The 255-nt window shown below is 48.6% G+C and carries 1 pseudogene; it reads left to right on the top strand.

The features are described from left to right. Nucleotides 1-5: 5 nt before the first annotated feature. Nucleotides 6-255 (top strand): annotated as a pseudogene (locus Afil_RS11690) (IS21 family transposase); the annotation flags it as partial.

Here is a 255-nt window from a genome sequence, read left to right on the forward strand (position 1 = left end):
AGTGTATCGATCCGCCTTCATACGACAGTTCATCCAGACAACCTCGGAAATACAGTCCAGAGGTCGACGCGCTTCTGGATCAAATTCTTGAAGACGAAGAAGAAAAGACACGCCTGCTCGGGTCTGGACATAAGCAGCAGCTGACCTGCTTACAGATCTGGGATCTGATCAGGGCTGCTGGATTCGACATTGGATTGTCGACCATCACAAAAAGGGTCAAAGAGAAAAGGAACAGGCACAGAGAATGCTTCATCA

This window comes from Allobaculum fili, assembly GCF_020969955.1.
Classification (GTDB): Bacteria; Bacillota_I; Bacilli_A; order Erysipelotrichales; family Erysipelotrichaceae; genus Allobaculum; species Allobaculum fili.